Raw genomic sequence first — 26,348 nt, forward strand, 5'->3', positions numbered from 1 at the left:
AAAAGGAATTGTCTGGTTACGATATTAAAATTGTGTTTGAAGACGTATTTACTCATTTTTTTGATGGAAGTTTTGGAATGATTTATCCAACGTTACGACAATTGGAGAATGAAGGGAAAATAAAAAAAGAGGTTGTCATGCAAGAGGGGAAGCCGAATAAGAAAATGTACTTTATTACGGATGAAGGACGTGAAGAGTTTTATCAATACATGCAGACGCCTATAGAGAAGGATGTTTTACGTTCGGATTTTTTAATGAGAATGTATTTTGGCAACTATAGTGATGATGTGACAATAAAAAAATGGATTAAAGATGAAATTGAAAGAAAAGAAGCGTACATTGCAGATCTTCGATTGAAATATGAAAAGTGGAGAGTAGGTATTACTTTCGTTGAAGAAATTTCACTAGATGTAGGTATTGCATCGTATAGTGCACAAGTGGAGACTTTGAAGAGAAAATTAGAAGAGTTAGAGGCGAAAGAAAACAATAAAACAGAAGAATGAAAAACGCATTCACAATAAATAAAGGGGTATATAAAGATGGAGCAATCAAAGGGTATTAAGATTGTCTTTTTAATGTGTTTAGGTATCTTTCTTTGTATGATTGATACGACAATTATGAATATAGCTTTACCAGCAATACAATCGAGTGTAAATACTTCATTAGAAAAGATGTCCTGGGTATTAAATGTTTATACAATGACGATTGCAGTGCTTGCCATTCCGTTAGGGCGGATAGCTGATATCTTTGGAAAAGCAAAGATGTATATTTTTGGTCTGGTGATTTTTGGTGGTGGATCGGTACTTTGTGCTTTTGCTAATACAGGTGATTTTCTTATTTTTTCTCGTTTTATACAAAGTATTGGGGCAGCAATTTTATTTCCAACAAGTATGGTAATTGGTGTATCAGCTATGCCGTTAGCTAAAAGGCATGTTGCGCTTGCAATTTTAGGAGTAACACAAGGATTGTCAGCTGCTATGGGGCCAGTAATAGGTGGAATTATTACGCAAAATTTAGGATGGAGATGGGTGTTCTTCGTTAATGTTCCGGTTTGTATAATAGGAATCGTGTTATGTTGTATCATGCTACAAATAAAAAATGAAGAACGTATTATCTCAAAAATAGATTGGATAGGACTACTATTAAGTAGCACAGCAATTTTTTCATTTACTCTCATATTAGTAAAAGGTAATACATGGGGATGGCAAAGTAATATTGCTTTGTCTTGTTATGCAATTAGCACTATTTCTCTTATTCTATTTATTTTAGTAGAACGAAAGATTCATAACCCAATGGTGAATTTAAAGTTATTTCAAGATCGAATGTTTGTCGGAGCGTCAATCGTTGTTATATTGAGTAATTTATTTTTAATTGGAGTTACTGTATTGCTTCCAACGTTCTTGACAAAACTACAAGGTCGAACGGAAATTGAAGCGGCTTTTTTAGTGACACCTATTTCAGCGATGATATTTTTTGTCTCACCAGTTGCAGCAACTTTAATTAAAAAACTCGGAAAAGTAACTATTATTTTGTCAGGATTTCTTGTTATGGGGCTTTCCTACTATTGGTTGCAAATGATTGATGTTCATTCAACAAATACAGAAATTATTATTCCATGTATGATATTAGGTGTCGGATATGGCTTAGTAGTGGGGCCAATTACAGTTTTAAGTGCGTCTTCGTTTGAAGGAGAATTATTAACTGCTTCTCAAAGTGTTGTATCAATGTTACGACAGGTTGGAATTGTATTGGCGGTCGCAATATTTGTCTCTAACTTAACTCATAATTTAACTATAAATAAAGAAAAAGTATATCATTATGCAGAAGAAAAGGTGCGGAATATTCATGTGAATAGTACTGAGCAAACTGAAATTTTACAAATGACTAAAGAAAAAATAGAGAATCAAAGTTTAGAGTCGAATATAAATAAGAAACAAAATGCAATGACAATGGGATTAAGTAAAGAGAAAAAGGAAGAATTGATTCGCGACAAGACGGATGAAATATTAAGAAAAGTTCCAGTAGAATATAGGGATGTAAAAAGAGAAGAAGTTATGAGGCAAGTAACAAAAGAAGTTGAAAAACAAGAGGAAAGTATAAAGAAAGAGGTACTCACATTTTCGAATGATGTGAATCATTATGCCAAGAATCAGATGGCAATGAGTTTTACAGATTTATATAAAGCAAGTGTGCCAATTATTTTAATTTGTGCTTTCGTAAGTTTGTTGTTTTGGGAAGGAAGAGCTTTGAGTAAAAAGAGAAGGGGAAGGATAGTAGAAGAAGTGTAAAGGGAAACAGGCTGCTATTAGCCTGTTTTTTCATTGTTTTCTCCTTGCATATTGTGAATAGTAGTATTTTTAATATAGCATGGGATAAGTCGAGTATGATTAGAAAGTTTTTTAGAATGAAAGGGATGAATGGAAAATGCCATTGAATATGTAACGTTATACATAGTACATTAACAAGAGGGATTAATTTTAAAAGGAGGATGGGGAATTGCTAGATAAGGCAGGGGCTTTAATAGATAATCATGTGTACACAGAAGAAGAGCAACAAAAACTATACAAACGAACGTTAATAATCGTCAGCATTTCACAAATGTTTGGCGGTGCAGGACTAGCTGCTGGTATTACAGTGGGAGCACTTCTTGCGCAGCAAATGCTTGGAACAGATGCATTTGCAGGATTACCAACTGCTATGTTTACATTGGGATCAGCATTAGCAGCTTTCATAGTAGGGAAGCTTTCGCAACGATATGGACGCCGGATAGGTCTTGCAACAGGGTTTATAGTAGGTGGATTTGGAGCAATTGGTGTTGTAATGGCAGCTTTAACGAATAGCATTATTCTTTTACTTATTTCTTTACTCATATATGGTGCCGGTACAGCCACGAATCTACAAGCTCGTTATGCAGGTACAGATTTAGCAGATAAGAAGCAGAGAGCAACGGCTGTTAGTATTACGATGGTAATGACGACTTTCGGTGCAGTTGCAGGACCAAATTTAGTAGGAGTAATGGGTAGTTTTGCGCATTCAATTGGAGTTCCTAAACTTGCAGGTCCGTTCATACTATCGGCAGCAGCATTTATACTGGCGGGTCTAGTTCTTTTTGTTATGCTTCGTCCAGATCCGTTAATTATTGCTAATATAATAGAAAGATATAAACAGGAACATACATATAAAGGACAACCAATAACAGACGAAGCGAAAGAAAATAAACAAGGTATTACAGTTGGAGCAATCGTAATGATACTTACGCAAATCGTGATGGTTGCGATTATGACGATGACGCCAGTTCATATGGGACACCACGGTCACGGTTTAAGTGCAGTAGGACTTGTGATAGGTTTTCATGTAGGTGCAATGTATCTTCCATCTCTCGTTACAGGAATGTTAATTGATAAAATTGGCCGAACTACAATGAGCATAGCTGGTGGAGTGATTTTACTTGCAGCGGGTGTCATAGCTGCGATAGCGCCAAGTGATTCTTTATTACTATTAATCGTTGCTTTGTCTTTACTTGGGCTAGGATGGAACCTCGGATTGATTAGTGGTACAGCACAAATCGTTGATTCCACAACACCGTCTACACGTGCTAAAACACAAGGGAAAATAGATGTTTTTATTGCGCTAGCTGGAGCTTCTGGTGGAGCGATGTCAGGTATGGTAGTAGCGAATTCAAGTTATGCGGCATTGTCATTGGCTGGAGGCGTGTTAGCGTTATTACTTATTCCTGTTGTGATATGGTCTCGAAAAGGGGCAAGAAATTAAATGAAAAAGAGGTTCTAGTTACTGACTAGAGCCTCTTTTTATACACTTAAATTAAATTCCACTCTACAATAAGCCCTAAATGTGTAAGACCACCACCGAATCCGTATAGTAAAAGTGTGTCTCCATTATTTAACTTCCATTCTTTTATAGCTAAATCTAGAGCGAGTGGAATGGTGACTGAAGAGGTATTCCCCATATATTCCACGCTCGTTAATGTTTTTTGTATTGGAATTTGAGATTTTTCGCAAATAGATTCAATCATTCGTAAGTTAGCGCTGTGGGGTATGAACCAGTCTATATCATCCCCTTGCATATTTGCGTTATGTAATAAATTTTTTATGCCTTTTGGCACTGTTCGTGTTGCCCATTTATATACTTCTCTTCCATTTTGAACGATTTTTTCATTTGTTTGCAGTGGTGTTCCATTCATAGTAGTAGATAAGTTTGTTCTATATAGATAAATGCCGCCATCACCATTTGTTCCCATGTGAGCAGCGATAAAGCTTGGGGTGTTTTCATCTCTTTCTAATAAAATAGCTCCAGCACCATCACCGAATAAAATACAGGTCGTTCTATCGGTATAATCAGTAACTTTAGATAATGTCTCTGTCGCTACGACAAGTACTTTTTCATGTGATCCAGAAGTGATTAAGCTATTACCGACGTGTAGTCCATATGTAAAACCAGCACAAGTTGCATTTAAATCAAAAGCTAGTGTATGAGGTATGTTGAAGTATTGTTGTATTTGGCAAGCAACACTAGGGAAAACGTAATCAGCAGTAGTAGTAGCGACAATGATACAGTCGACATCTTCTAAGTTTTTCTTATATGTTGTACATAAATTTTCAATTGCTTTAATGGCTAAGTTTGAGGAATATTCTTCTTCGCTAGCGATTCTTCTTTCCTTCATTCCTGTTCTTTGTACAATCCATTCATCATTCGTATGGACCATCTTTTCTAAATCGTTATTAGACAATATTTGATCTGGAACATAAGTACCAATTGCAGTAATACGAGATTTAGAATGCATAGGAACATCTCCTAATTTTTATTTTTATAACCTGATACTAATATCAAGTTATAAAAATGTCAATATAGATTTTTGTTGTATTAAAACGATAATACTTAACTTACTATGAAGGAATTTGGCGAGTGCTGTAAAAATAATATACGAGAAGTTTCTAAAATTGATAATTTCTTTTGTTATTTTTATTGTGAGAAAAACTCGCAAAAAATGACGATTTTCTTTAGTGTGATATAGGTTGTTAAACCTTGTGAAAGCGAATTACTTATGCTACACTTTATGTAACTTAAAATGAACGGAGGGGCTTCCTTTGATCTTAATCAGATTACGTCTCAATACTTTGTGCCAATAATTGAATAGCGCTCAAAGGCTCTGTCTGTGTACAGAGTGAACGGGATTGGTCTGCCTATTTTAAAGGAACCCTTTATTAAGCTTATATGTGACAAAGAGGGAGGGACGAATACGCCCTCTTTTTGTTTTGCCTTTATAAATAGAATGGGATTGTATAGGTGAACGCTTATTGTGGATACGTATATGATCTTGGGACTTTTTGACTATAAAATAGGATGAAAGCATAGCTTTCTTCTATTTCTTTGGTGAACCCTTATCCGTTTACGAAAACACAGGCAGCGACCTGTGTTTTTTATTTTACGTAATCGAAATGGAGGAATAAATATATGGAAGAAGTATTACAAAGAGCAGTTTTAGTTGGAGTAAATGTAGGTAATGAAGATGATTTTGCATATTCGATGGAAGAGTTAACAAATCTTGCGGAAGCCTGTGATGTAGAGGTAATTGGGCAAGTAACGCAAAATTTACAACGAGTAAATCCATCGCATTATATCGGAAAAGGAAAGATTGAAGAAGTAGCAGCGTATGTACAAGAAATAGATGCGAATATGGTCATCTTTAATGATGAATTATCTCCTTCACAAATTCGAAATTTAGAAGAGGATTTAGATTGTAAGGTAATTGATCGTACCATTTTAATTTTAGATATTTTTGCGCAACGTGCGAAAACGAAAGAAGCACAGCTACAAGTAGAAGTAGCACACCTTCAGTACATGATGCCTCGTTTAATCGGTCTTCGTGAATCGTTAGGGAGACAGAGTGGCGGCGTTGGTACGAAAAATAAAGGTGTCGGTGAGAAGAAGTTAGAGTTAGACCGTCGTAAAATTGAAGAACAAATTTCAGTTTTGAATAAAGATTTAGAAGCGCTCGTTGCCCAGCGTCAAACGCAGCGAAAGCAACGTAAGAAAAATGAAATACCTGTTGTAGCATTAGTAGGTTATACGAATGCAGGAAAGTCAACGACGATGAATGCAATGCTTGAAATTTATAATGGTACAGAAGAAAAACAAGTATTTGAAAAAGATATGTTATTCGCGACGTTAGAAACATCTGTACGAAATATTGATTTGCCAGATAATAAATCATTTTTATTAACAGATACAGTTGGATTTGTAAGTAAATTACCACATCATCTTGTGAAGGCGTTCCGTTCAACGTTAGAAGAAGTAGCGGAAGCAGACCTACTTATTCACGTCGTAGATTACGCAAATCCAAATTATGAACAATTAATTGATATTACAAATGAAACGTTAAAGAAAATTGGAGTAGAAAATATTCCAACGATCTATGCTTATAATAAATCAGATATGGTGGATGTTGAAATTCCGAAAGTACAAGAAGACCGCGTGTATTTATCAGCGAAGAAACATGTTGGAATTGAAGAACTTGTAGAAATGATTCGCTCACACATCTATAAAGAATATACGAAGTGTGAAATGTTAATTCCATATGATCAAGGACAGGTAGTTTCGTATTTCAATAATCATGCACACGTTTTATCTACGAGTTACGAAAACGAGGGTACCAAATTAGAAATAGAATGTAAGACGAGTGATTACGAGAAGTATAAGCATTTTGCAATTTAATGTAAGAGGCAACCCAGTATGTGATTGGGTTGTCTTTTTTTTTGTACTGTTTTACCGCTGAAAGTTACAAGGATGCAAGCCAATGACGGGAGTTAAGTTATATTTCTGGAAAAAGAAATGAAAGCAGTATAGAATAGAAATGTTTCAAAAGTCAGAATTTATTACACCTACTGTAATAAATATATATTTTGTACAGAAAGGGGAGATTCATATATGCAGGCAGTTTCACACAAAAAAACTGTAGAAACACCGACAATATATCGAATTTTATTTGCGATTAGCTTTGGGCATTTTTTAAATGATTCGATGCAAGCAGTTGTGCCGGCGTTGTTTCCTATTTTGGAAAAAACGATGAATTTATCCTATATGCAAGTAGGGTGGATTGCGTTTGCATTAAATATGACGTCATCGATTATGCAACCGGTGTTTGGTATGTATTCAGATAAGAAGCCGTCACCATTTTTATTACCACTCGGCATGTTTTCAAGTATGCTTGGAATGATTGGACTCGCGTTTGCACCAAACTTTATTATTGTTATTATTTCTGTTTTATTTATTGGTTTAGGTTCCGCGGTCTTTCATCCAGAAGGCGCTCGTGTTGCGTATATGGCGGCAGGTGCAAAACGAGGGTTAGCGCAAGCAATTTATCAAGTTGGGGGAAACACGGGGAATTCTTTAGCTCCTATTTTTACAGCGCTAATTTTCGTTCCACTCGGTCAAATTGGTTCATTAGGTTTTACAGCATTTGCAGCAGTAGGAATTGTATTATTAATTTTCGTATCGAATTGGTACAAAAATGAATTAGCAACCGGTGCTGTAAGAAGGAAGAAGAGGGCTGCACTTGAGGCGGAAAATGCAATTGTAAGCACACACATTAAATTCGTTATTATACTTCTTGTTTTTCTTACTTTTGTACGCTCTTGGTACGGTGCTGGTATCGGGAATTTCTATCAATTTTACTTAATAGAGCATTACGGTTTATCTATAAAAAATGCCCAGTATTTCGTATTCGCATTTATGATTGCTGGTGTGTTAGGAACTTTCTTCGGAGGACCGTTAGCAGATCGATTTGGTAAGAAAAATATCATCGTATTTTCAATGTTAGGTTCAGCGCCACTTGCACTGTTATTACCACATGTCTCACTTGTGTGGGTCGTACCGTTATTTTTATGTATTGGTTTTATTAGTTCAAGTAGTTTTAGTGTAATTGTTGTATATGCACAAGAGCTTGTACCTGGAAAAGTGGGAATGGTGTCAGGATTAATCGTAGGTCTTGCGTTTGGACTTGGAGCATTAGGTGCAGTAGTTTTTGGGAAATTAGCAGATATATATAGCCTGCAATTTATTATGCTATTATGTAGTTGTCTACCATTAATTGGACTCACTTCATGGTTACTGCCAAGTGATAAGAAAACGATAGAATAGGGGATGCGCTATGAAATTGTGTGAAAACGTTACGGAATTAATAGGAGATACACCTGTCGTCCGATTATCTAAATTTATTCCGGAAGACGCAGCAGATGTGTATGTGAAACTAGAAATGTTTAATCCATCGCGCAGTGTGAAAGACCGTGCTGCTTATAATTTACTTCACGTTGCAGAAGAAAATGGTCTCATCAAACCAGGAGATACAATTATTGAACCGACAAGCGGGAATACAGGGATTGGTTTAGCGATGAATGCAGCAGCTAAAGGGTATAAAGCGATTTTAATTATGCCAGACAATATGTCAAAAGAGCGTATTAATTTATTGAAAGCATACGGAGCAGAAGTAGTTTTAACACCAGCAGAACAAAGAATGCCAGGAGCAATTGCGAAGGCGTTAGAACTGCAAAAACAAATACCGAATAGTTTTATCCCGCAACAATTTGAAAATCCAGCTAATCCGAATATTCACCGTTATACGACTGGGCTTGAAATTTACGAACAAATGGATGGAGAGCTGGACGCTTTTGTTGCAACGGCAGGAACAGGCGGAACGATTACAGGGACTGGTGAAACGTTAAAGGAGAAATTACCAAACTTATATATTGCAGTAGTGGAACCGAAAGGATCTCCCGTTTTATCAGGTGGTGTACCAGGTCCTCATAAACTAGTAGGAACAAGCCCAGGGTTTATCCCGAAAAACTTAAATACAGAAGTGTATAACGAAATTATTCAAATTGCAGACGAAGAGGCTTTAACGACAATGAGAAACTTAGCTAGACAAGAGGGATTATTAGTTGGGCCGTCTTCTGGAGCATCTGTTTACGCTGCAATCATGATAGCGAAACGTCTAGGCGTTGGTAAAAAAGTTTTATGTATTGCGCCTGATACAGGTGAACGTTATTTGAGCATGGGGTTATTTGAATAAAAAGGATAGAAACACCTTAATAGTGAATAGCTGCTATTAAGGTGTTTGTTTTATGGAATGAAGAGGGGGAGAAGAACAATGAAACTATTAAAACCAATACATGAATATAGTGAGCATATTACGGCGTATAGACAAGCGTTTTTACACTCAGGGGAACAACCACATGGAAGTAGTTCTTTACAAAACTTTGATTCTCTTGATGAATGGTTTGAAAAAGTGAGTAAACAAGAACTAGGAGAAAATTTACTAGCTAATCGAGTGCCATCTAGTCAGTTTTTAAGTTTTGAAAAAGGAGAACTTATAGGTTTTGTGAATATTAGACATAGATTAAATCCAGAATTATTACGGGAAAGCGGTCATATTGGATATAGTGTCCATCCAAATAAACGTCGCCACGGTTACGCTACGAAACAACTACAACTTGCATTAGCTGAAGCGCAAAAGTTAGGATTGCAGAAAGTATTAATAACTTGCGATAAATCCAATATCGGTTCTGCTAAAACGATTCAAAAGGTTGGCGGTGTGTTAGAAAATGAAGTAGTTTCTTCTCGTACTGATGAAGTTATTCAGCGCTATTGGATAGAAATATGATTAAGTAGGAATTTGACAAGGTAATGCAAGCTGTAATATTGAAATAGATAAATGAAATATAGGGGATTACTGCAATTTTAGGGGGAAATGAAATGGGATTAAAAGAGAAAGCGATAGAGATGTCAGAGATTTATAGGAAAAATCCGAAAGTAGAAGCCATTATTTTAGCGGGTTCAGTAGCTAGAAAGCTTGAAGATGAACATTCAGATATAGAATTACATATTTTATGGTCAACACCGCCGGAAGATGAGGATCGTAGGGCCCCTATTTATCATATTGATGGGAAAATATTATCGTATCATCCGTATGAGGAAGAGGAATGGTCGGAAACGTATTTAACGAAAGAGGGAATTAAATTAGAGATTAGTAACTTTTTAACAGAGACAGTAGAGAAAGTAATTTCGGATGTGGTGGATCAATATGATATAAATTATGAAAAACAATGTATTGTATCATCCATTCATGATGGTGTTAGTTTGTATGGAGAAGGGAAAGTGAATGAATTAAAAGAAAAAGTAGCGGCATATCCAGATGAACTAGTAAAACGGATGATTTCAGAAAATCTATGGTTAAGTAATCGTTGGCACAATCGAAAGGCGCTTTTAAAACGGAAAGATTGGCTTATGCTTTATGACGTTATTTGCGAAGTACAAAGGAACGTATTCGGTGTTTTATTTGGTTTGAATAAAATGTACGTACATCATCCAGCGTTTAAATGGATGCCTAATAATGTGGAACGAATGACTATTAAACCTGAAAAATTATATGAACGTATGGCGGACACATTAATAGGGAATCCAGAAAAAAGTGTGCAGGAGTTAGAGTTGCTAATAGAAGAAGTGTTGCAACAAGTTCATACATACGCGCCAGGAGTAAATGTGGATGAGCAAGAAAAATCTATTTTTTATTTTGTGAAATAGAAAATAGTAATAAGGGGGAAGTTATGGGTTTTTTTAATAGGTTTTTTAAAAAAGTTGAAAAAGTAAATGAGCAAGAAGCTACTCTTCATGAATTAAGTGAAGAATTGTATGTTGAATCACCGGTAGAGGAAGCGACTAGTTACTGGGTATCAATGGCACAAAATATAATTGTTAATGCTGTAAAAGCGGCTGACAATGATGTGGAACGTGCCTTCGTGTTATTGAATTTGAAGAAAGGTGAGGCTTCATTTGATATTTTTTATCAAATAAATGGGCAATTGTATTTCTGGGATCAGCTAGAAAATGAGACGATAAGAAATAGAATTCAGAACGAGTTGTTACCGCAAGCTCCAGAAGTTTCAAATGCAGTAAATGAGCAATTTCGTGGAGCTGATCACCCTATAATTTCGTTCGCACAATTGCAGTTTGAATGGGAAACGAAAGCCTGGTTCTCACATATAATTTGGGAAGATAGCCTTGCTGCTCAATTGCCCAAAACTCAAATTCTAAATGAATGGTTTCGTGTAATTAAAGAAGAAACAAAAAATAGACCACTGGATAGTGATGCGAAATTTTCTTGGTATCCATCAAACTCTTAAAAAATGAATACAGAGAGACAGGTTATGTTTCTAGATGATTTGTATTATTGAATAAGTATCAATAATACGTAATTCTTTTTCTATTGCCTGTTAGAATTCGTTATGTACTAAGCTACTTGTTTTCTAAACTAAAACTTATATTTCGAATTTTTAAATAGATTGTAATACATAAAAATTCGAAATATAAGTTGACACTATTTTTAATGTGTGATAAAAATGATAGTAATCAATTCGGAAAATAATATTTGGGCAATGAAAGGGTATAGTAGTGAATATCTCCCTATTTCAGAGAGCTGATGGTTGGTGTGAATCAGTATATAGATTATTCATGAAGTTCGTCCTGGAGCATCTTTCATAAATCTCATATTTTGAGGAAATGAAAGACGGTAGTTTATACCGTTATCAAATAAAGTGGTGAAGATTTTTTCACAACTAGGGTGGTACCGCGATATTTATCGTCCCTACGTATTTACGTAGGGACGTTTTTTATTTAGGTCCTAACTTTGGTGTGGCTTCATAACTAGGGTGGTACCGCGATATTTTATCGTCCCTACGTTTTTGCGTAGGGGCGTTTTTATTTAGGTGGTTTCTTAGTGTTCTTCACAACTAGGGTGGTACCGCGATATTTTTGTCGTCCCTACGTATTTACGTAGGGGCGTTTTTTTATTATTAGGGAGGAAGTGAACGTATTAGAAAAGAGTATTGATAGAACAATATAAATACCGAATTGTAACAAAGAAAAAGAGATAGAGAGGAGATTAACAAATGAATTCACAGCAATGGACATCGAAATTAGGTTTCGTATTAGCTGCAGCAGGTTCGGCAATTGGTCTTGGGGCGATTTGGAAATTCCCATATATGGCCGGCATTGGAGGAGGCGGCGCGTTCTTCCTAATTTTCATCGGTTTCACATTATTAATTGGTTTACCACTATTATTAGCTGAATTCGTTATCGGAAGAAGTACACAAAAAGAGGCCGTTGATGCATATAGAGAAATCGCACCAAAAACATTATGGCCATGGTTAGGGAAATTAGGAATTGTAACTTGTTTCATACTACTTTCTTTCTACAGTGTTGTAGGAGGCTGGATTTTATTATACTTATGGAATGCAATTACAGGTAGACTATGGGAAGGAAATGGGGCATACGAAGCTACGTTTGGTGAAATCATTTCCAATCCATATTTAGCAGTTGGGTCACAGCTATTATTCATCCTAATTACTATTTTCATCGTAAGTAAAGGTGTACAAAATGGTGTTGAAAAAGTAAATAAATATTTCATGCCAGCATTATTCGTTTTATTCTTTGTTTTAATCGTTCGTGCACTTACGTTAGATGGTGCTGGAGAAGGAGTTCGTTTCTTCTTACAACCTGACTTCTCACATGTAACATCAGAAGTTATATTATACGCAATGGGGCAATCGTTCTTCTCATTATCTGTCGGGGTAGCCGTTATGGTAACGTATAGCTCATACTTACCGAAAGAAGAAAGCTTACCACGTTCAGCATTTTCTATCGTAGCCTTAACTCTTGTTATTACATTACTTGCAGGACTTGCAATTTTCCCAGTAGTGTTCGCATTTGGAATGGAACCATCTCAAGGACCTGGGCTATTATTTATCGTACTGCCAGCTATTTTCAGTAAAATGGCATTCGGAAAATTATTCTTCATCGTTTTCTTATTACTATTCTTCTTTGCTACTATTACATCAGCAATTTCGATGTTAGAAATTAGTGTTGCATCGTTAACATCAAAAGGTAAAGGGAAACGTGAAAAAATGGCCTTAATCGTAGGGTTATTAATCTTCGTTGTTGGGGTACCATCAGCATTATCATTCGGTATATTAAGTGATCTGAAGATTTTCGGGAAGACAGTCTTTGATTTAGCGGACTATGCAGTAAGTAACGTATTAATGCCACTTGGTGTATTATTAGTTTCTATCTTTGTTCCTTTAAAAATGAAGAAAGATGTATTAATGAAAGAGCTAGGTGTAAGTAAAAATAAAGGATACAAAGTATTTGTGTTATGGTTATTCTTACTTCGCTTTATCGCACCAATTGCGATTATTATCGTATTCTTAAATGTACTTGGCATTATATAAATAGAAAGGTAGCGTATCATACAAAGATACGCTACCTTTTTATTTTGCTCTTTTTTGCAGTTCGTTTACCGTTACGAACTGATATCCCTTCTTAGATAAAGAATCTAAAATACCTTCAATCGTTTGTAAATTTTCATTAGACTCATCATACATAGAGTGCAGTAAAATGATAGAACCTGGTTTTACATTTTTATTAACGTATTTAATTTTATCAGCCGCAGATTTATAAAAAGTATCGGGCTCAAGATCCCATGTGATTGTTTCGATATTGTTTTTATTTAAATAATATGGCAGCCCTATTAACTTCTTACCGTTAGGGGGCCTAAAATCAATTTCGCCTGTAAATCCTGTTTGGCGGATTAATGAATTCGTTTTTTCTATTTCACCTTTAATAAAAGAAGGTGTTTTGAAAACCATTCTATTATGAGAATATGTATGGTTTCCAAGTTGGTGCCCAGATTGCGCGATAGCTTCTCCTAACGATAAATTTTTCTCTAATTCATTTCCAATTAAAAAGAAAGTAGCTTTAGCGTTGTATTTATCTAGTAGCGGTAATATTTGTTTTACATTGTTAGTAGGGCCATCATCAAAAGTTAAAGCGATCACTTTTTCATTTGTTTCTACACATTGTGTTAAATTTCCAAATAATTGAAAGCTTCTTGCGTTCATCAATTTGTATGTTCCGAATAATGCCGTGATAATAAAAAATAGTGTAACGATCGTAATGATAATTTTTTTCTTCATAATGTAACCTCACAATGATTTTTGATTCAATTAAAAAGTATTATATCAAACTAAGTAATTTCGTGCTTTAAGAAGGGCGTGGATGCAAGGAGAAGGAATTTATCATATAATAAAATACAAAAGGTATATTAGGAGGTGTTTATATGGCGATTATAATTCAATTGCCAGACACTGCAACGTCTCATGCAAAGCCAAGTATGGAAATGGCGATACTTTGCGTGAGGTAGACAAGTAATATACAATCGCCTATATGAGCTCGTATCATTTTTTATATTTGGCTTTGCACCTTATTGAAATGAACCATAAAAAATAAGGGGCGAGCAGAAATGAAATACGTAAAAGCTAATGCTGTTTTACCGGAGAGTTTAATTACTGAAATTCAAAAGTATATACAAGGTGAAACAATTTACATTCCGAAACAAGAAACGAAACATTATAAATGGGGTACACGATCTGGCGGAAGAAAACAATTAGATGAAAGAAATAAAGCAATTAAAGAAGCGTTTAAAAGTGGGATTGCTATTCATCAACTTGCAGAAGAATATTTTCTTTCTGGGGAAACGATTAAAAAGATTGTGTATTCTAAATAAGAGGAAAAGAGTCTGATTCATATATTACTTTGAATCAGACTCTTTTTGTTTTATATGTATTGGATATATGAAGTGTGAACGGGCATGATAATAGAAAAAATGTGCCGTTTTTTTATTAAATGCTATACAGAACATTTGAAGAGTAGAAAGGTGAACATATATGAATCATATTGGACAAATAACGATAGAGCTTTTAATTGGTTTTTTTGTTCTATTAATTGCTACAAAAATATTAGGGAAAACACAAATATCTCAGCTAACGCCCTTTGATTTTATTTCTGCAATCGTCCTAGGTGAGCTCGTTGGAAATTCAATATATGATCCTAAAATTAAAGTATGGTCTATTTTATATTCAGTATTTGTTTGGGTAATTTTAATTTATACTATTGAAGTGATAACACAAAAAGTAAGAGGGACAAGAAGGTTTTTTGAAGGATATCCTTCAATTATTATTCGTAATGGAAAGATTGATCGTGAACAATTAAGCGTAAATCATTTGGATATAAACCAATTACAACAAATGCTTAGGCAACAAAAAGATATATTTTCAATCCGAGAAGTTGAATATATGATATTGGAACCTAACGGAAACATAAGCGTTTTGAAAAAAAGTAAATACGAATCTCCTACTGTAAATGATTTAAGTTTAAAACATAAGCCTGTATACTTACCAATTTCATTAATTAGTGATGGAAAAGTAGTTAAGGATAATTTGAGGGAAGCGGGATTTGATGAAGGGTGGCTTTATAAACAAATAAAGCAAAAAGGAATTACTAAATTTGAAGACGTATTATATGCGGAATGGAAAACGGATGATGGCTTCTTTTGTCAGGAAATGCAGCGGTAGAGAATAAGTGATATATGTAATGTTTGTTTCTAAGTTATCTTTTACATATCAAAAAACGTAATCATTGTATACAATAAAACTAGATCAACAATTTGTATGGAGTGATAAAGATGGAAGCGTTTATTAGAAGTGATCAATATAATTTTATAAAATCACAAGCTTATATTTTAGCAAACGGGCATGCAACGGCAAATGATAGAGGTGTAATTCAAGCGTTAAAATCGCTTGCGATTGAAAAGATAATACATGTATTTGAGAATTTAACGGATGAACAGAAAGAGTTAATTGATACGGTATTAACAGTTCAAAATAGAGAAGATGCAGAATCATTTTTAATGAAAATAAATCCGTATGTAATTCCGTTTCAAGAAGTTACAGCACAAACATTAAAAAAGTTATTTCCTAAGGCGAAAAAGTTAAAACTTCCTGATATGGAAGAAATAGATATGAAAGAAATATCTTATTTAAGCTGGATTGATAAGGGATCAAGCAGGAAATTTATTATAGCGAAAAATGATAAAAATAAATTTGTTGGTCTGCAAGGAACGTTCCAAAGTTTAAATAAAAAAAGCATTTGTTCATTATGTCATGGGCATGAAGAAGTAGGAATGTTTTTAGTTGAAATTAAAGGCGATGTACCAGGAACTTTCGTTAAAAAGGGAAACTACATTTGCAAAGATGGTGTAGCTTGCAATCAGAATATGAAATCGCTAGATAAATTGAACGATTTTATTGACCGCTTGAAGAAATAACGAGAAAACCTCTAGTATTTAAACTGGAGGTTTTTATTTTTTGAAGAAGTAAAATAAGCTTTCTTTGTAAATGTAGATTTATAATGAAATTTGATAAAAATATCTATTATGATACAGTTGCTTATATGCAAGGAGGTAAAACATGGATTACCTTTTATCGAAAGAAAAAGTGAAGCGATGGCCCAAAGATATGATAGCGGCGGGGCGTTGTCATACTGTTGGCCTTAAATCGGATGGCACGGTAGTCGCGGTAGGTAATAATGAATTTGGCCAATGCGATGTAGGTAGCTGGCGCGACATTCGGTTGCCTGGCAAATAGTCAATTTACAATAAATGATTAGTAATATTATTCTATTTTAGGAGTAATTATGGAATAGGATATGTAGAAAATAATTAAACTTAAATCTACTGAATAAGAATCTCTTTTGAAAAGGGATTCTTATTATTTTTCATAAAATGAGGGCCTAAATGGAATTTTTGAACAAACTATATTTCAAAATTACAGTAGAAGATATAAATAAAGTATAGAGGAGATAAAGGAATGCTTAAAAGGTTTTTACTTTCTTTACCGGATGTTTTACTTATATGTATCGTTCTTTACATAACGTACACAAATTCTTTTAGCTTTGGACAAATGTTAGTAATTTCAATTGCAATCGGAATCATTGGTGGTCTTGTTATAAGGATTGGTAAGGATGTATTTATGTATATAAGGTGGACAATGAAACAGAGGAAATCTTGAATACGTTGTATTGCTATTAGGAGGAGATGAAATGACTAAGAAAAAGAGTAGAGTGAAAAATGAAGTAGCGCTTTGGGCATTAACAGCGGTTGTTCTCATCATTGTATGGTACTTTTATCAAAAATAAAAACGCATCGTATTAAAAAAGCACGATGCGTTTTTATTATTTTTTTTGCCAATTTTCTTTAATAAAGTCTTCACGACCAGATTCCTTTTGCTCAGTAGCATATTTCTCTGGATTCTTTTTATAGAAATGTTGGTGGTATTCCTCTGCTGCGTAAAAAGGTGCAGCAGGACGAATTTCAGTCACGATTGGATCTTTAAACATACCGCTTTCTGTAAGAGCTTGTTTTGATTTTTCAGCAAGCCCTTTTTGTGTTTCGTTATGATAAAAAATAGCGGTACGATAAGATGGACCACGGTCAAAAAATTGTCCGCCATCATCAGTTGGATCGATTTGTGGCCAATATAAGTCTAGTAATTTCTGATAAGGAAAAATAGAAGGATCGAATGTAATTTGAACAACTTCTAAATGTCCAGATGTTCCAGCTTTTACTTGTTCATATGTTGGGTTTTCTACATGACCTCCTGCATAGCCAGAAAGTACTTTATGAATACCAGGAAGTTCATCAAATGGTTTTACCATGCACCAAAAGCAACCGCCTGCGAAGGTTGCGAGTTCGTATGTTTTTTCGGACATTGCTGTAATCCTCCTAAATGTATATGTTTTATATAGTATTATATAAATTGTTTTATTGCGCAATAAAAAAGATTTGAAAATATATGTTTTTTATAAACAAGATCCTCCGCTCACATCAATTAATTGTCCAGTTACCCAGCGGCTGTCTGGAGAAGCAAGGAATGCAGCAGTATCGGCAATGTCTTCTACTTCACCTAAGCGATTGAAAGCGGAAATAGTAGTAGCGTACTGCTTCATCATCGGGTCGCTCAAGAGTTCTGCATTCATATCTGTTTTAATAAATCCTGGAAGTATTGCATTCACCGTTATTCCTCGTGCTCCAAGCTGTTTTGCTAGCGTAAAAGTCATTGTATTAATAGCGCCTTTCGTCATGCTATATGCAACAAAATCAGGTAAAGAAATGCGGGTGGCAGCGGATGAAATATTAATAATTCGGCTATTGTCACGTAAACGTGGCAGTGCTTGTTGAATGATAAAGAATGGTGCTTTTGCATTTACTGAAAACATTCTATCAAAAAATTGTTCAGTCGTTTCTTCAATAAAAGCACCAGGACCAATGCCAGCATTGTTTATTAAAATATCAAATTGTGTTTCACCAGTGCGCTTTTGTAATTCAGTATCTAAAGCGTTATAAAGGTTTTCTACACCGTGTAAGGATTCTAAATTTGCGCCGATAGAAAAAGCTTGGCCACCATCTGATCGAATTTCATGAACAGTTTCTTCAGCGTCATCTTTTCGATTACCGTAATGAACAGCAACCAATGCACCGTCATTTGCTAAACGTTTAGCGATCGCTCGTCCAATTCCTCGGCTTGCTCCTGTAACTAACGCTACTTTCCCTTTTAACATAGTTTCCTCATCTCCTCATAAACTTTATAAGTTTTTCTTTATGTAGTAATGCAAACATACTTAAGTAATATATGAGTGTATGTAAGTAATGCATTCCAATTTTGATTTGAGAAAAAATAAATAGAATGAATTTTGATTTTTTTGAGAAAACATGTTGACAACGAAAAGAACAACGTCCTATAATACGTGTAACAAATAAAAGTTAATTAAGAATTTTCTAACTTTATATGTTGTATATGCAAAGAAGAGGAAAGTAGATGATTATGATCGTTTCAGAGAGCTACTCCAAGGCTGTGAGGGTAGTAACAATCAAATCATTGAAGATCACCTCGGAGCATCGCTTGCGAAAGGGAAACTGAGTAGAGGGCGGCGGCATCGTCTCCGGTAAAAGGACGGAGGTCTGATTGGACCTACAAAGCTTATATTTCGTGAGAAGTATAAGGAAGCTGAGTGGTAACGCGAAACTCTCGCCTCAGCAATCAAAGCTACTAAATTGTAGTAGTTGATTGCTGAGGCGAGAGTTTTTATTTTTAAAAATAGAAGAAGAGAATGCGTAGAAGAGGAGAGTAAATGATAAAGATTGTTTCAGAGAGCTGCCCCGAGGCTGTGAGGGTGGTAACAATTCACTCATTGAAAATCACCTTGGAGCACTACTTTTGAAAACTAGTAAAAAGTAGCGGGGTTGTTCCCGATAGAAAAACAAAAGTCTAATTGGACTTGCAGAGCTTATATTTCGTGAGAAGTATAAGGAAGCTGAGTGGTACCACGATTCCCTCGTCTCAGCAATGGATTGCTACAAGTATGTAAGTAATCGATTGTTGAGACGAGTATATTTTTAAGGTTTATATACTGAATATTCTGTTAAAATTACTCATCTCAGCAATCGATGTAGAAATAGATTGCAAAAATAGAGAAAAAAGAGGAGCGATGTGAGATGGGAAACCAGTACATTTACATGAATGGGGAATTTGTAGAAAAAGAAAAGGCAGTTGTTTCAGTGTATGATCACGGTTTTTTATACGGAGACGGTGTATTTGAAGGGATTCGTAGTTACGGAGGAAATGTATTTTGTTTAAAAGAACATGTGAAACGATTGTATGAATCAGCGAAATCTATTTTACTAACAATTCCAATGACGGTAGAAGAAATGGAAGAAGCAGTTTTACATACACTCCAAAAAAATGAATACGCTGATGCTTATATTCGCTTAATTGTCTCAAGAGGAAAAGGTGACTTAGGACTCGATCCGAGAAGTTGTGTGAAGCCGAGCGTAATTATCATTGCAGAACAATTAAAGTTATTCCCACAAGAATTTTATGATAATGGGCTAAGCGTTGTATCTGTTGCATCAAGACGTAATACGCCAGACGCGTTAGATCCACGTATTAAGTCAATGAATTATTTAAATAACGTACTTGTAAAAATTGAGGCGGCACAAGCAGGAGTGTTAGAGGCTCTTATGTTAAATCAACAAGGATATGTTTGTGAAGGTTCTGGCGATAATGTTTTCGTTGTGAAAGATGGAAAAGTATTAACCCCGCCATCCTATTTAGGGGCATTAGAAGGTATTACGAGAAATAGTGTTATCGAGCTATGTGAACGACTGAGTATTCCGTGTGAGGAAAGACCATTCACTCGCCATGACGTATATGTAGCGGATGAAGTATTTTTAACAGGAACAGCAGCGGAGTTAATTCCAGTTGTAAAAGTTGATTCGAGAGAAATTGGAGATGGGAAACCAGGAAGTGTAACGAAACAATTGACCGAAGAATTTAAAAAATTAACGAGAGAAAGAGGAGTACGTGTTCCCGGGCTGACGGAAAGCTTAGCATAAATAAGGAGAGGAGTTAATTGAAATGAAGCAGCAGTATACAGCGTATGAGAAGTTACAGTGTGAAGAAATGACAGGCGCTGGGCACGTGATTCAAGGTTTGAAGAAATTGGGTGTAACGACCGTTTTCGGCTATCCAGGCGGAGCGATTTTACCAGTATACGATGCGTTATACGAAAGTGGTTTGAAACATGTTTTAACTCGTCATGAACAAGCTGCCATTCATGCGGCTGAAGGATATGCGAGAGCTTCTGGGAAGGTCGGGGTAGTCTTTGCTACCTCTGGCCCAGGGGCGACAAATTTAGTTACGGGCTTAGCAGACGCTTATATGGATTCGATTCCTTTAGTTGTCATTACCGGCCAAGTTGCAACGCCTTTAATTGGTAAAGATGGATTTCAAGAAGCGGATGTTGTCGGAATTACAGTACCTGTTACGAAGCATAATTACCAAGTTCGTGATGTAAATCATGTATCACGAATTGTGCAAGAAGCTTTTTACATCGCCAAAAGCGGACGACCGGGACCAGTATTAATCGATATTCCAAAAGATGTTCAAAATGCAAAAGTCACCAGTTTCTTTAATGAAGAAGTTGATATTCCGGGGTACAAACCAGAACTTGTACCAGACAGCATGAAACTTAGAGAGGTGGCTAAAGCAATTTCAAAATCAAAGCGTCCACTTCTTTATATTGGAGGAGGTGTCATTCATTCAGGTGGATCCGATGAACTCTTCGAATTCGCAAGGGAGAACCGTATTCCAGTCGTTTCAACTTTAATGGGACTTGGTGCATATCCACCGGGAGATCCATTGTTTCTAGGGATGCTTGGTATGCATGGGACATACGCTGCTAATATGGCGGTAACAGAATGTGATTTACTACTTGCATTAGGTGTTCGCTTCGATGATCGTGTAACAGGAAAATTAGAACTTTTTTCTCCGCACTCGAAAAAAGTACATATTGATATTGATCCTTCTGAGTTTCATAAAAATGTAACTGTAGAGCATCCGATTGTTGGTGATGTGAAAAAAGCGTTACACATGTTGTTACATATGTCTATTTATACACAAACAGATGAATGGCTTCAGAAAGTAAAGGCATGGAAAGAAGAATATCCACTTTCTTATAAGCAAAAAGAATCTGAGTTAAAACCACAGCATGTGATCAACTTAGTAAGTGAATTAACGAATGGTGAAGCGATTGTCACAACAGAAGTAGGACAGCATCAAATGTGGGCTGCTCACTTCTATAAAGCAAGAAAACCTCGGACGTTCCTTACCTCTGGAGGATTAGGAACAATGGGGTTTGGGTTCCCAGCGGCAATTGGTGCTCAGCTTGCAAAAGAAGAAGAACTCGTCGTTTGTATTGCAGGTGATGCTTCTTTTCAAATGAACATTCAAGAACTACAAACAATTGCTGAAAATAACATCCCTGTAAAAGTATTTATTATAAATAACAGATTTTTAGGGATGGTAAGGCAATGGCAAGAAATGTTTTATGAAAATCGTTTATCAGAGTCAAAAATTGGCTCACCAGATTTTGTGAAAGTGGCAGAAGCTTATGGAGTGAAGGGATTAAGGGCGACAAATTCAACAGAGGCGAAACAAGTGGTGTTAGAAGCATTTGCTCACGAAGGTCCTGTCGTAGTTGATTTTTGTGTAGAAGAAGGTGAAAACGTATTTCCGATGGTTCCGCCAAACAAAGGGAATAACGAAATGATTATGAAGAGGTGGGAAGAATGAGTCATACTTTTTCACTCGTTATTCATAACGAGCCAAGTGTCTTATTACGTATAAGTGGAATTTTTGCTCGGCGTGGCTATTATATTTCTTCTTTACATTTAAACGAAAGAGATACGAGTGGCGTTTCTGAAATGAAACTCACAGCAGTTTGTACTGAAAATGAAGCGACATTACTTGTTAGTCAGTTGAAAAAATTAATTGATGTACTGCAAGTAAATAAATTATAAGGGGTGTATGGAGTATGAAAACGTATTATGAGAAAGATGCAAATGTAGAGTTATTACAAGGGAAAACAGTTGCGGTAATTGGTTATGGATCTCAAGGGCATGCGCAGGCACAAAATTTACGTGATTCAGGTGTGGAAGTTGTAGTTGGTGTTAGACCTGGTAAATCGTATGAAGTAGCAAAAGCAGATGGATTTGAAGTAATGTCTGTTTCAGAAGCGGTTCGAACCGCACAAGTTGTACAAATGTTATTGCCAGATGAACAGCAAGCACATGTATATAAATCAGAAGTAGAAGAGAATCTCCGTGAAGGACAAATGTTACTTTTCTCACATGGATTTAACATTCACTTCGGCCAAATTAATCCGCCAAGTTACGTAGATGTAGCAATGGTTGCGCCAAAAAGTCCAGGTCATCTCGTTCGCCGTGTATATCAAGAAGGAAATGGTGTTCCGGCATTAGTCGCAGTGCATCAAGATGCGACGGGAACAGCGCTACATGTAGCATTAGCGTATGCAAAAGGTGTAGGTTGTACACGTGCGGGTGTAATTGAAACGACATTCCAAGAAGAAACCGAAACGGATTTATTCGGTGAGCAAGCTGTACTTTGCGGCGGGGTAACTGCACTTGTGAAGGCCGGGTTCGAAACGTTAACGGAAGGTGGATATCGTCCTGAAATTGCATACTTTGAATGTTTGCATGAATTAAAGCTAATTGTTGACTTAATGTACGAAGGTGGATTAACGAATATGCGCCATTCTATTTCAGATACGGCAGAATTTGGAGATTATGTAACAGGATCGAGAATTGTTACAGATGAAACGAAGAAGGAAATGAAGCGTGTTCTGACAGAAATTCAGCAAGGTGAATTTGCGAAGAAATGGATTTTAGAAAATCAAGCAGGGCGTCCGACGTATAACGCAATGAAAAAAGCAGAACAAAATCATCAATTAGAAAAAGTGGGGGCAGAGCTTCGTGAAATGATGAGTTGGATTCATGCACCGAAAGAATTAGTAAAGAAATAGAGTGAGAGAGTATAAATGAAAAATATGTAAGAGGGGATTTGACAAGATGAGAAGTGACATGATTAAAAAAGGTTTTGATAAAGCGCCGCACCGTAGTTTATTAAAAGCAACTGGTTTGAAAGATGAAGATTTTGATAAACCTTTCATAGCGATTTGTAATTCTTTTATTGAAATTATTCCAGGGCATAAACACTTGAACGAGTTTGGGAAACTTGTAAAAGAGGCAGTTCGTGCGGCGGGTATGGTACCATTTGAATTCAATACAATTGGAGTTGACGATGGTATTGCGATGGGACATATCGGTATGCGTTATTCTCTTCCGAGTCGTGAAATAATTGCAGATTCAGTAGAAACGGTTGTAAATGCACACTGGTTTGACGGCATGATTTGTATTCCAAACTGTGACAAAATTACACCAGGTATGATGATGGCTGCACTACGTATTAATATTCCGACTGTGTTTGTTTCAGGCGGCCCAATGGCAGCAGGAAAAACATCTAAAGGAGAAGTTGTTGATCTGAGTTCCGTTTTTGAAGGAGTAGGAGCTTATCAATCTGGGAAAATTTCAGAAGAAGAATTAAAAGATATTGAAGATCATGGCTGTCCATCTTGTGGCTCTTGTTCGGGTATGTTTACCGCGAACTCTATGAATTGTTTATGTGAAGTGTTAGGTTTAGCTCTTCCTGGTAACGGGAGTATTTTAGCAATTGATCCAAGACGTGAAGAGTTAATTAAACAAGCAGCAGAGAAATTGAAAATTTTAATTGAAAGAGATATTAAACCAAGAGACATTGTAACGGAAGAAGCAATTGATGATGCGTTTGCGCTTGATATGGCGATGGGCGGTTCAACAAATACAGTGTTGCATACATTGGCGCTCGCGCAAGAGGCTGGATTAGATTACGATATGAACCGTATTGATGCCGTTTCAAGACGTGTACCACATTTATGTAAAGTAAGCCCTGCTTCCAATTGGCATATGGAAGATATTGATCGTGCGGGCGGGATTAGTGCAATTTTGAAAGAGATGAGCCGGAAAGAAGGAGTACTTCATCTTGATCGAATAACTGCTACGGGGCAAACATTAAGAGAAAATATTGCTGAGGCAGAGATTAAAGATAAGGAAGTTATTCACTCTCTTGAAAACCCTCATAGTGAGGAAGGAGGATTGCGTATATTAAAAGGCAACCTTGCGAAAGATGGAGCGGTTATTAAAAGCGGTGCAACAGAGGTAAAGCGTTTTGAAGGACCTTGCGTTATTTTTAATTCACAAGATGAGGCACTTGCTGGCATTATGCTTGGGAAAGTGAAAAAAGGAGATGTAGTTGTCATTCGTTATGAAGGACCAAGAGGTGGCCCTGGTATGCCAGAAATGTTAGCACCAACATCAGCAATTGCTGGAATGGGATTAGGTGCTGAGGTTGCATTATTAACGGATGGACGTTTCTCTGGAGCTTCACGTGGAATTTCAGTAGGACATATTTCACCAGAAGCAGCAGCTGGTGGAACGATCGCACTTCTTGAACAAGGGGATATTGTATGTATTGATGTTGAAGAACGCTTGCTAGAAGTAAGAGTGAGTGATGAGGAATTAGATAAGCGTAAAAAAGAATGGAAACGACCAGAACCGAAAGTGAAAACTGGCTGGCTTGGACGTTATGCACAAATGGTAACATCGGCGAATACAGGGGCTGTTCTGAAAATCCCACATTTTGATTGAGCCAATTTAAAAAAGATAAGGATGATATATAATGGTGCAAAAGGTAAAGGAGAGAGTGAAAATTGAAGATATCTTAATGGCTCATAATTGCATGAAAGATATCGTTATTAAAACACCGTTACAACGTGATACAGTTTTATCTGAGAAATATGATTGTGACGTTTATGTAAAACGAGAAGATTTACAATTAATTCGCTCTTTCAAAATTCGTGGTGCATACAATTTGATTCAAAGTTTACCGAAAGAAAAGTTACAAAACGGTGTTGTTTGTGCAAGTGCTGGTAATCATGCGCAAGGAGTTGCTTATACATGTAATTTATTGAAGATTCCGTCGAAAATATTTATGCCCACAACAACACCGAAACAAAAAGTATCACAAGTACAATTTTTCGGTGGTGATTTCGCAGAGATTGTATTAGTTGGTGATACATTCGATAGCTCTTTCCAAGAAGCACAGTGTTATTGTGAAGAAAATAGAATGACATTTGTTCATCCGTTTGATGATCCGTATGTAGTTGCTGGTCAAGGGACAGTGGCAGTTGAAATTATGCATGATATGGAGAAACCGGTTGATTATATCTTTACGGCAATCGGCGGTGGTGGATTAGCATCAGGTGTTGGTACATATGTAAAAGGTGTTAGTCCTACTACAAAGGTTATTGGTGTAGAACCGATGGGAGCTGCCTCTATGAAAGAGGCTTTTCTTCAAAATGATAATGTCGCATTAGAGAAAATAGATAGTTTTGTTGATGGGGCAGCGGTTAAAAAGGTAGGAAAGTTAACTTTTGAAACTTGTAAAGATGTAATTGATGACATCGTTTTAGTACCAGAGGGGAAAGTTTGTACGACGATTTTAGAACTGTATAAGAAAAATGCGATTGTAGCTGAACCGGCTGGTGCACTCTCTATTGCAGCACTTGATTTATACAGTGATGAAATAAAAGGTAAAACAGTTGTATGTACGCTAAGTGGTGGAAATAATGACATTGATAGAATGCAAGAAATGAAAGAACGATCTCTCATTTATGAAGGGTTAAAGCATTATTTCATCATTGAATTCCCACAGCGTTCAGGCGCGTTAAGAGAATTTCTTGATAAAGGATTAGGGCCAGAAGATGATATTACTCGTTTTGAGTATATTAAGAAACATAATAAGGAAAATGGTCCAGCATTAGTCGGAGTAGAGTTAAAACATAAAGAAGATTATGAGCAATTAATTACTCGCTTTAAAGAAAATAATATTCAATTTATGGAGCTTAATAAAAACCCTGTTTTGTTTGATTTG

Annotated in this window: 24 protein-coding genes, 1 pseudogene and 2 other annotated features; of the genes and pseudogenes, 21 read left to right on the forward strand and 4 right to left on the reverse strand. The window is 36.0% G+C overall.

Annotated features, from left to right (window positions below; all coding sequences use genetic code 11):
* From ACQGSG_RS15635 to ACQGSG_RS15645, 3 genes are all read left to right on the forward strand, one after another.
* The coding region (locus ACQGSG_RS15635) for a PadR family transcriptional regulator (RefSeq protein ID WP_426947600.1) at positions 1-503 on the forward strand (503 nt) is incomplete at its 5' end.
* A gap of 36 nt (positions 504-539) precedes the next feature.
* A complete protein-coding gene (locus ACQGSG_RS15640; RefSeq protein ID WP_325843047.1) occupies positions 540-2,288 on the forward strand; it encodes an MDR family MFS transporter in 1,749 nt (582 codons plus the stop codon).
* Positions 2,289-2,496: 208 nt separating this feature from the next.
* Complete coding sequence (locus ACQGSG_RS15645; RefSeq protein ID WP_098906292.1) at positions 2,497-3,771, forward strand: MFS transporter; 1,275 nt, start codon at positions 2,497-2,499, stop codon at positions 3,769-3,771.
* Between the two features lie 46 nt (positions 3,772-3,817).
* On the opposite strand, the gene ACQGSG_RS15650 is transcribed toward ACQGSG_RS15645, so the two are convergent.
* Positions 3,818-4,801, reverse strand: a complete 984-nt coding sequence (locus tag ACQGSG_RS15650; protein WP_325843048.1) for a ketoacyl-ACP synthase III — start codon at positions 4,799-4,801, stop codon at positions 3,818-3,820.
* 671 nt (positions 4,802-5,472) lie between these two features.
* Between ACQGSG_RS15650 and hflX the strand changes: the two genes are divergently transcribed.
* From hflX to ACQGSG_RS15685, 7 genes are all read left to right on the forward strand, one after another.
* Complete coding sequence (gene hflX, locus ACQGSG_RS15655; RefSeq protein ID WP_000393281.1) at positions 5,473-6,732, forward strand: GTPase HflX; 1,260 nt, start codon at positions 5,473-5,475, stop codon at positions 6,730-6,732.
* Positions 6,733-6,945: 213 nt separating this feature from the next.
* Complete coding sequence (locus ACQGSG_RS15660; RefSeq protein WP_426947604.1) at positions 6,946-8,157, forward strand: MFS transporter; 1,212 nt, start codon at positions 6,946-6,948, stop codon at positions 8,155-8,157.
* Between the two features lie 10 nt (positions 8,158-8,167).
* Complete coding sequence (gene cysK, locus ACQGSG_RS15665) at positions 8,168-9,085, forward strand: cysteine synthase A (RefSeq protein WP_325843049.1); 918 nt, start codon at positions 8,168-8,170, stop codon at positions 9,083-9,085.
* Between the two features lie 78 nt (positions 9,086-9,163).
* Entirely contained in the window at positions 9,164-9,676 is a 513-nt protein-coding gene (locus tag ACQGSG_RS15670) for a GNAT family N-acetyltransferase (RefSeq protein WP_000771269.1), read from the forward strand.
* 92 nt (positions 9,677-9,768) lie between these two features.
* A complete protein-coding gene (locus tag ACQGSG_RS15675) occupies positions 9,769-10,596 on the forward strand; it encodes a DUF4037 domain-containing protein (protein WP_325843050.1) in 828 nt (275 codons plus the stop codon).
* Positions 10,597-10,619: 23 nt separating this feature from the next.
* Positions 10,620-11,195, forward strand: a complete 576-nt coding sequence (locus ACQGSG_RS15680) for a hypothetical protein (RefSeq protein ID WP_000505545.1) — start codon at positions 10,620-10,622, stop codon at positions 11,193-11,195.
* Between the two features lie 243 nt (positions 11,196-11,438).
* Positions 11,439-11,661, forward strand: a binding site (T-box leader).
* A gap of 299 nt (positions 11,662-11,960) precedes the next feature.
* Positions 11,961-13,298 (forward strand): sodium-dependent transporter, encoded by a 1,338-nt coding sequence (locus ACQGSG_RS15685; RefSeq protein ID WP_001088188.1) that lies wholly within the window; start codon positions 11,961-11,963, stop codon positions 13,296-13,298.
* Positions 13,299-13,337: 39 nt separating this feature from the next.
* Here ACQGSG_RS15685 and ACQGSG_RS15690 read toward each other — a convergent pair whose 3' ends face one another.
* On the reverse strand, positions 13,338-14,042 hold the full coding sequence (locus ACQGSG_RS15690; RefSeq protein ID WP_000726864.1) for a polysaccharide deacetylase family protein: 705 nt from the start codon (positions 14,040-14,042) through the stop codon (positions 13,338-13,340).
* Between the two features lie 326 nt (positions 14,043-14,368).
* Between ACQGSG_RS15690 and ACQGSG_RS15695 the strand changes: the two genes are divergently transcribed.
* The 5 genes and pseudogenes from ACQGSG_RS15695 (at position 14,369) to ACQGSG_RS15715 (ending at position 16,973) form a co-directional block, all read left to right on the forward strand.
* Positions 14,369-14,632 carry a CD3324 family protein gene (locus ACQGSG_RS15695; RefSeq protein WP_000878325.1) on the forward strand — a complete coding sequence of 88 codons (264 nt, stop codon included), beginning with the start codon at positions 14,369-14,371 and terminating at the stop codon, positions 14,630-14,632.
* A 160-nt stretch (positions 14,633-14,792) separates the two neighbouring features.
* On the forward strand, positions 14,793-15,479 hold the full coding sequence (locus tag ACQGSG_RS15700; protein ID WP_001015535.1) for a DUF421 domain-containing protein: 687 nt from the start codon (positions 14,793-14,795) through the stop codon (positions 15,477-15,479).
* A gap of 110 nt (positions 15,480-15,589) precedes the next feature.
* Complete coding sequence (locus ACQGSG_RS15705) at positions 15,590-16,231, forward strand: FusB/FusC family EF-G-binding protein (RefSeq protein WP_000387064.1); 642 nt, start codon at positions 15,590-15,592, stop codon at positions 16,229-16,231.
* Between the two features lie 142 nt (positions 16,232-16,373).
* Positions 16,374-16,532: pseudogene (locus ACQGSG_RS15710) on the forward strand (RCC1-like domain-containing protein); the annotation flags it as partial.
* A gap of 240 nt (positions 16,533-16,772) precedes the next feature.
* Positions 16,773-16,973 carry a hypothetical protein gene (locus ACQGSG_RS15715; protein WP_000919320.1) on the forward strand — a complete coding sequence of 67 codons (201 nt, stop codon included), beginning with the start codon at positions 16,773-16,775 and terminating at the stop codon, positions 16,971-16,973.
* Between the two features lie 163 nt (positions 16,974-17,136).
* Here ACQGSG_RS15715 and msrA read toward each other — a convergent pair whose 3' ends face one another.
* Both msrA and ACQGSG_RS15725 read right to left on the reverse strand, forming a co-directional pair.
* Positions 17,137-17,673 carry a peptide-methionine (S)-S-oxide reductase MsrA gene (msrA, locus tag ACQGSG_RS15720; protein ID WP_001291887.1) on the reverse strand — a complete coding sequence of 179 codons (537 nt, stop codon included), beginning with the start codon at positions 17,671-17,673 and terminating at the stop codon, positions 17,137-17,139.
* A gap of 90 nt (positions 17,674-17,763) precedes the next feature.
* On the reverse strand, positions 17,764-18,522 hold the full coding sequence (locus ACQGSG_RS15725; protein WP_000911808.1) for an SDR family oxidoreductase: 759 nt from the start codon (positions 18,520-18,522) through the stop codon (positions 17,764-17,766).
* Positions 18,523-19,067: 545 nt separating this feature from the next.
* Positions 19,068-19,307, forward strand: a binding site (T-box leader).
* Positions 19,308-19,456: 149 nt separating this feature from the next.
* On the opposite strand from ACQGSG_RS15725, the gene ilvE reads away from it, so the two are divergent.
* From ilvE to ilvA, 6 genes are all read left to right on the forward strand, one after another.
* On the forward strand, positions 19,457-20,356 hold the full coding sequence (gene ilvE / locus ACQGSG_RS15730; RefSeq protein ID WP_000528156.1) for a branched-chain-amino-acid transaminase: 900 nt from the start codon (positions 19,457-19,459) through the stop codon (positions 20,354-20,356).
* A gap of 22 nt (positions 20,357-20,378) precedes the next feature.
* Positions 20,379-22,094 (forward strand): acetolactate synthase large subunit, encoded by a 1,716-nt coding sequence (gene ilvB / locus ACQGSG_RS15735; protein WP_000813474.1) that lies wholly within the window; start codon positions 20,379-20,381, stop codon positions 22,092-22,094.
* Positions 22,091-22,321: an ACT domain-containing protein gene (locus ACQGSG_RS15740; RefSeq protein ID WP_000019916.1), complete on the forward strand. Its 231-nt coding sequence runs from the start codon at positions 22,091-22,093 to the stop codon at positions 22,319-22,321. The genes ilvB and ACQGSG_RS15740 overlap by 4 nt, the downstream gene beginning before the upstream one ends.
* A gap of 14 nt (positions 22,322-22,335) precedes the next feature.
* Positions 22,336-23,343 (forward strand): ketol-acid reductoisomerase, encoded by a 1,008-nt coding sequence (ilvC, locus tag ACQGSG_RS15745; protein ID WP_000861136.1) that lies wholly within the window; start codon positions 22,336-22,338, stop codon positions 23,341-23,343.
* 46 nt (positions 23,344-23,389) lie between these two features.
* The gene (ilvD, locus tag ACQGSG_RS15750) at positions 23,390-25,063 is read left to right on the forward strand and encodes a dihydroxy-acid dehydratase (protein WP_001255817.1); all 1,674 of its coding nucleotides are present in this window, start codon (positions 23,390-23,392) and stop codon (positions 25,061-25,063) included.
* Between the two features lie 31 nt (positions 25,064-25,094).
* A partial coding sequence (ilvA, locus tag ACQGSG_RS15755) for a threonine ammonia-lyase IlvA (protein ID WP_426947609.1) occupies positions 25,095-26,348 on the forward strand: 1,254 nt, incomplete at its 3' end.

It is taken from the genome of Bacillus sp. GMa5/1 (genome assembly GCF_050172015.1).
GTDB classification, from domain to species: Bacteria; Bacillota; Bacilli; order Bacillales; family Bacillaceae_G; genus Bacillus_A; species Bacillus_A cereus.